The 6103-nt window shown below is 64.9% G+C and carries 6 protein-coding genes; all 6 read left to right on the forward strand.

All coding sequences use genetic code 11. From position 1 onward, the window contains the following. Window positions 1-1693: NADP-dependent isocitrate dehydrogenase (locus tag CC207_RS22385; protein ID WP_256582228.1), on the forward strand; the 1693-nt coding region annotated here is incomplete at its 5' end. A 169-nt stretch (window positions 1694-1862) separates the two neighbouring features. After that, a complete protein-coding gene (locus CC207_RS22390; RefSeq protein WP_028692394.1) occupies window positions 1863-2303 on the forward strand; it encodes an NUDIX hydrolase in 441 nt (146 codons plus the stop codon). 59 nt (window positions 2304-2362) lie between these two features. Continuing rightward, a complete protein-coding gene (gene mnmA / locus CC207_RS22395) occupies window positions 2363-3487 on the forward strand; it encodes a tRNA 2-thiouridine(34) synthase MnmA (RefSeq protein WP_028692395.1) in 1125 nt (374 codons plus the stop codon). Then, the gene (gene hflD, locus CC207_RS22400; protein ID WP_028692396.1) at window positions 3484-4110 is read left to right on the forward strand and encodes a high frequency lysogenization protein HflD; all 627 of its coding nucleotides are present in this window, start codon (window positions 3484-3486) and stop codon (window positions 4108-4110) included. Before mnmA ends, hflD begins: the two co-directional genes overlap by 4 nt. Before the next feature lie 237 nt (window positions 4111-4347). Continuing rightward, entirely contained in the window at window positions 4348-5718 is a 1371-nt protein-coding gene (gene purB, locus CC207_RS22405) for an adenylosuccinate lyase (protein ID WP_062359667.1), read from the forward strand. 81 nt (window positions 5719-5799) lie between these two features. Continuing rightward, window positions 5800-6103, forward strand: a 304-nt coding sequence (locus CC207_RS27925; protein ID WP_371916505.1) for a cupin domain-containing protein, incomplete at its 3' end; no start/stop codon positions are given.

A 6103-nucleotide genomic window follows, 5' to 3' on the forward strand; every position in this document is an offset into this window, starting at 1 on the left:
CCAGGGCGACTTCTACGGCAGCGAAAAAGCCGCGCTGATCGAGGCTGACGACAGCCTGCGCATCGAGCTGGTCGGCAAGGACGGCGCCACCACCGTCCTGAAAGAAAAAACCGCCGTCAAGGCCGCCGAAGTCATCGACTGCGCCACCCTGAGCCGCAAGGCCCTGAAAGCCTTCATCGCCGAGCAGATCGCCGATGCCAAGACCTCTGGCGTGCTGCTGTCGGTGCACCTGAAAGCCACCATGATGAAGGTCTCCGACCCGATCATGTTCGGCGTGATCGTCGAAGAGTTCTACGGCGACGTACTGGCCAAGCACGCAGCCGCACTCAGCCAGGTGGGCTTCAACGCCAACAACGGCATCGGCGACCTGTACGCCCGCATCAAGGATCTGCCTGCCGAGAAGCAAGCCGAGATCGAAGCCGACATCCAGGCCCTGTACGCCGTTCGCCCGGCCCTGGCCATGGTCAACTCGGACAAGGGCATCACCAACCTGCACGTACCGAGCGACGTCATCGTCGACGCCTCGATGCCTGCGATGATCCGCGACTCGGGCAAGATGTGGAACACCGCCGGCGAACTGCAGGACGCCAAGGCGATCATCCCTGACCGCTGCTACGCCGGCATCTACCAGGCCACCATCGAAGACTGCAAGGCCAACGGCGCCTTCGACCCGACCACCATGGGCAGCGTGCCGAACGTCGGCCTGATGGCGCAAAAAGCCGAAGAGTACGGCTCCCACGACAAGACCTTCCAGATCAAGGCCGACGGCGTCGTGCGCGTGGTCGATGGCAAGGGCAAGGTCGTGCTGGAGCAGGACGTCGAAGCCGGTGACATCTTCCGTATGTGCCAGACCAAGGACGCGCCGATCCAGGACTGGGTCAAGCTGGCCGTCAACCGCGCCCGCCTGAGCAACACCCCGGCGGTGTTCTGGCTGGACCCGGCCCGCGCCCACGACGGCGTGATGATCGAGAAGGTGCAGCAGTACCTGAAGGATCACGACACCTCCGGCCTGGACATCCGCATCCTGGCCCCGGTCGACGCCATCAAGTTCTCCCTGGCCCGCATCCGCGAAGGCAAGGACACCATCTCGGTGACCGGCAACGTGCTGCGTGACTACCTGACCGACCTGTTCCCGATCATGGAACTGGGCACCAGCGCCAAGATGCTGTCGATCGTTCCGCTGATGAACGGCGGTGGCCTGTTCGAGACCGGCGCCGGTGGTTCGGCACCGAAGCACGTGCAGCAGCTGGTTGAAGAGAACTTCCTGCGCTGGGACTCGCTGGGTGAGTTCCTGGCCCTGGCCGCCTCCCTGGAGCACCTGGGCAACACCTACGACAACCCGCGCGCCAAGGTCCTGGCCAACACCCTGGACCAGGCTACCGGCAAGTTCCTCGACACCAACAAGTCGCCTTCGCGCAAGGTCGGCGGTATCGACAACCGTGGCAGCCACTTCTACCTGACCCTGTACTGGGCAGAGGCACTGGCCGCCCAGACCGACGACACCGCCCTGCAGGCGCGCTTCGCCCCGCTGGCCAAGACCCTGAGCGAGAACGAGGCGACCATCGTCGCCGAGCTCAACGCCGTCCAGGGCAAGCCGGCCGACATCGGTGGCTACTACGCCCCGGATGCCGAGCTGACCGCCAAGGTGATGCGCCCAAGCCAGACCCTGAACAGCGCCATCGCCGCCCTGTAAGGTTCGCTTGACGTAACAGCACAGACCCCGGCCACGCACCGGGGTTTGTGCTTTTTGAAGTTTGTGAAATCTCCCGTGGGAGCGGGCTTGCCCCGCGATTGCGCTGAACCTGTATGGGCGCAATCGCGGGGCAAGCCCGCTCCCACGCCCCCGCCATGGAGCCCACTGCATGACCTGGCAACCCCACATCACCGTCGCCACCATCGTCGAGCACGACGGCAAATTCCTCTTCGTCGAGGAGTTCAAGGCCGGCCAGCACGTATTCAACCAACCCGCCGGCCACCTCGAAGCCAACGAAACCATCGCCCAGGCCGCCCTGCGCGAAACCCTCGAGGAAACCGCCTGGGAAGTCGAACTCACCGGCGTGGTCGGCATCTACCTCTATACCGCCCCGAGCAACGGCGTCACCTACCAGCGCATCTGCTTCGCCGCCCGCCCCGTGCACCATCATGCCGACCTGGCGCTGGACAGCGACATCGTCCGTGCCGTGTGGCTGACCCGCGACGAACTGCTGGCCGAGCCGTCACGCTGGCGTAGCGAGCTGGTACCGCGCTGCCTCGACGACTATCTCAAAGGCCCGCTGCACAGCCTCGACCTGCTGCGCGACTGACGCCAGCCCACGGGTTTGATAGAATCGGCGTTTTTCCCCTCTGATACACACCGGTAGCCATGACCAGCCCAGCACTCAAAGACCCCGCCAAGACCCGCGTCATCGTCGGCATGTCCGGCGGCGTGGACTCTTCCGTCTCCGCCCTTCTGCTCATCGAGCAGGGCTACCAGGTGGAAGGTCTGTTCATGAAGAACTGGGAAGAAGACGACGGCACCGAATACTGCACCGCCCGCGAAGACCTGGCCGACGCCCAGGCCGTGTGCGACCGCATCGGCATCAAGCTGCACACTGCCAACTTCGCCGCCGAATACTGGGACAACGTGTTCGAGCACTTCCTCGAGGAGTACAAGGCCGGCCGTACGCCCAACCCGGACATCCTCTGCAACCGCGAGATCAAGTTCAAGGCGTTCCTCGACTACGCCCTGTCCCTGGGCGCCGACCTGATCGCCACTGGCCACTACGTGCGCCGCCGCGACACTGGCGCGCTGACCGAGCTGCTCAAGGGCCTGGACCCGAACAAGGACCAGAGCTATTTCCTGCATGCCGTCGGCGGCAAGGAAATCGCCCGCACCCTGTTCCCGGTCGGCGAGCTGGAAAAGCCCGAGGTACGCGCCATCGCCGAAAAACACGGCCTGGCCACCGCCAAGAAGAAGGACTCCACCGGCATCTGCTTCATCGGCGAGCGCCGCTTCAGCGATTTTCTCAAGCAGTACCTGCCGGCCCAGCCCGGCGAGATCCAGACCACCGAGGGTGAAGTGATCGGCCAGCACCATGGCCTGATGTACCACACCATCGGCCAGCGCCAGGGCCTGGGTATCGGCGGCCTGAAGGACGCCGGCGACGAGCCGTGGTACGTGCTGGAAAAAGACCTCGCGCGCAATGTGCTGGTGGTCGGCCAGGGCAACGAGCACCCGTGGCTGTTCTCCCGCGCCCTGCTGGCCTCGGAAATTTTCTGGGTCAACCCGATCGACCTGTCTAGCCCGCGCCGCCTGACCGCCAAGGTGCGCTACCGCCAGGGCGACCAGCAGTGCACCCTGGAACGCACCGAGAGCGGCTACCGCGCCGTGTTCGACGAGCCGCAGCGCGCCGTCACCCCGGGCCAGTCGGTGGTGTTCTATGACGGCGAGGTGTGCCTGGGCGGCGGCGTGATCGAGATCGCCGAGCCGTGGAGCCCGCGCCGATGAACAACCTTCAGGAGCAGTTGGTCGCCCTGGGTGGTGTGTTCCAGGCCGCGGTGCTGGTCGACCGCATCGCCCGCACCGGCCAGGCCAGCGAAGCCAACATCGGTTGCATGCTCGGCAGCCTGCTGGTGCGCGACCCGAAGGATACCCTGGAGGTGTTCGGCGGCGACGACCTCAACCTGCGCGACGGCTACCGCGCGCTGGTCGGCGCCCTGGAGCGCGACCCCAGCAGCCTGCAGCGCGAGCCGCTGCGCTACGCCCTGTCGATGCTGGGCCTTGAGCGCCAGTTGAACAAGCGTGGCGACATGCTCGACACCATCGGCAACCGCCTGCCGCAGATCCAGTCCCAGGCCGAGCATTTCGGCCTGGTTCACGAAAACGTCATTGCTTCCAGTGGAGCCTTGTACCAGGACACCCTGAGCACCCTGCGCCAGCGCATCCAGGTGCACGGCGACATGCGTTTCCTGCAGCAGGCCAGCAACGCCTCGAAGATCCGCGCCCTGCTGCTGGCCGGCATCCGCGCGGCGCGCCTGTGGCGCCAGCTGGGCGGACACCGCTGGCAGCTGGTGTTCAGCCGGCGCAAGTTGCTCAATGAACTGTACGGGATGATGCGTACCAACGATTGACGCAGAACCTGTAGGAGCGGCCTTGTGTCGCGAAAGGGCCGCAGCGCGGCCCCAGGATCTCGAGCCTGACTCAAGATTGCCGGGGCTGCTGCGCAGCCCTTTCGCGACACAAGGCCGCTCCTACAGGGGATCGCAACAGTTTTGATAGGCCCGACCTTTGGTCAGCCACCCGACTCGGGCGCGTTTTTCATGTATGATATGCGCCCTTCCAAAAGCCTGACTGTCCGAGAACACCCCATGCAGCTCTCCTCGCTCACTGCGGTTTCCCCTGTAGACGGCCGTTATGCCGGCAAAACCCAGGCCTTGCGCCCCATCTTCAGCGAATTCGGCCTGATCCGTTTCCGCGCCTTGGTCGAAGTACGTTGGCTGCAGCGCCTGGCCGCCCACCCGCAGATCGGCGAAGTGCCGGCGTTCTCCGCCGAAGCCAACGCCGTGCTGGACAGCCTGGCCACCGATTTCAAACTTGAGCACGCCGAACGCGTCAAGGAAATCGAGCGCACCACCAACCACGACGTCAAGGCCATCGAGTACCTGCTCAAGGAGCAAGCGGCTCAACTGCCTGAGCTGGCCAAAGTCAGCGAGTTCATCCACTTCGCCTGCACCAGCGAGGACATCAATAACCTGTCCCACGCCCTGATGCTGCGCGCCGGCCGTGACGACGTGCTGCTGCCGCTGATGCGCCAGATCGCCGAATCCATCCGTGCCCTGGCCCACGCCCACGCCGACGTGCCGATGCTGTCGCGCACCCACGGCCAGCCGGCCTCGCCGACCACCCTGGGTAAAGAGCTGGCCAACGTCGTCTACCGCCTGGAGCGCCAGATCGCCCAGGTGGCAGCCGTGCCGCTGCTGGGCAAGATCAACGGCGCCGTAGGCAACTACAACGCCCACCTGTCGGCCTACTCGCAGATCGACTGGGAAGCCAACGCCCGCGCCTTCATCGAGGACGAGCTGGGCCTGGTGTTCAACCCCTACACCACCCAGATCGAGCCGCACGACTACATCGCCGAGCTGTTCGACGCCATCGCCCGCTTCAACACCATCCTCATCGACTTCGACCGCGACGTCTGGGGCTACATCTCGCTGGGCTACTTCAAGCAGAAGACCGTCGCCGGCGAAATCGGCTCCTCGACCATGCCGCACAAGGTCAACCCGATCGACTTCGAGAACTCCGAAGGCAACCTGGGCATCGCCAATGCACTGTTCCAGCACCTGGCCAGCAAGCTGCCGATCTCGCGCTGGCAGCGCGACCTGACCGACTCCACCGTGCTGCGCAACCTGGGCGTGGGCTTCGCCCACAGCGTCATCGCCTACGAAGCCAGCCTGAAAGGCATCGGCAAGCTGGAAGTCAACGCCGCCCGCATCGCCGCCGACCTGGACGCCTGCTGGGAAGTCCTGGCCGAGCCGATCCAGACCGTGATGCGCCGCTTCAACATCGAGAACCCCTACGAGAAGCTCAAGGAGCTGACCCGTGGCAAGGGCATCACCCCTGAAGCGCTGCTGACCTTCATCGACGGCCTGGACATGCCGGCCGAAGCCAAGGCCGAGCTCAAGCAACTGACCCCGGCGACCTACATCGGCAACGCCGTGGCCCAGGCCAAACGCATCTAAGCTGAGCGTCGCGTACAACGCCCGGCCTGGCCGGGCGTTTTTATTCCCGTACGAAAACTAAGTTTTTTCAATAGGTTGAACATGAATTCTGATACTCCACTGCAACTGTTGGGCGGCCTCACGGCCCGTGAATTCCTGCGCGACTACTGGCAGAAAAAGCCGCTGCTGGTGCGTCAGGCCTTCCCCGACTTCGTCAGCCCCATCGACGCCGACGAGCTGGCCGGCCTGGCTCTGGAAGAAGAAGTCGAGTCGCGCCTGGTACTCGAACACGGCGAGCGCCCGTGGGAGCTACGTCGCGGCCCGTTCGCCGAGGACGCCTTCGCCGACCTGCCCGAGCGCGACTGGACCCTGCTGGTGCAGGCGGTTGACCAGTTCGTGCCGGAAG

Origin of the sequence: Pseudomonas sp. DrBHI1 (genome assembly GCF_002205115.1) — a bacterium.
GTDB lineage: Bacteria > Pseudomonadota > Gammaproteobacteria > Pseudomonadales > Pseudomonadaceae > Aquipseudomonas > Aquipseudomonas mosselii.

Excerpts from the sequence above, each read along its gene's own strand:
- hflD (WP_028692396.1), top strand. The coding sequence starts at position 3,484 with ATGAACAACCTTCAGGAGCAGTTGGTCGCCCTGGGTGGTGTGTTCCAG.
- CC207_RS22390 (WP_028692394.1), top strand. The coding sequence starts at position 1,863 with ATGACCTGGCAACCCCACATCACCGTCGCCACCATCGTCGAGCACGAC.
- mnmA (WP_028692395.1), top strand. The coding sequence starts at position 2,363 with ATGACCAGCCCAGCACTCAAAGACCCCGCCAAGACCCGCGTCATCGTC.
- purB (WP_062359667.1), top strand. The coding sequence starts at position 4,348 with ATGCAGCTCTCCTCGCTCACTGCGGTTTCCCCTGTAGACGGCCGTTAT.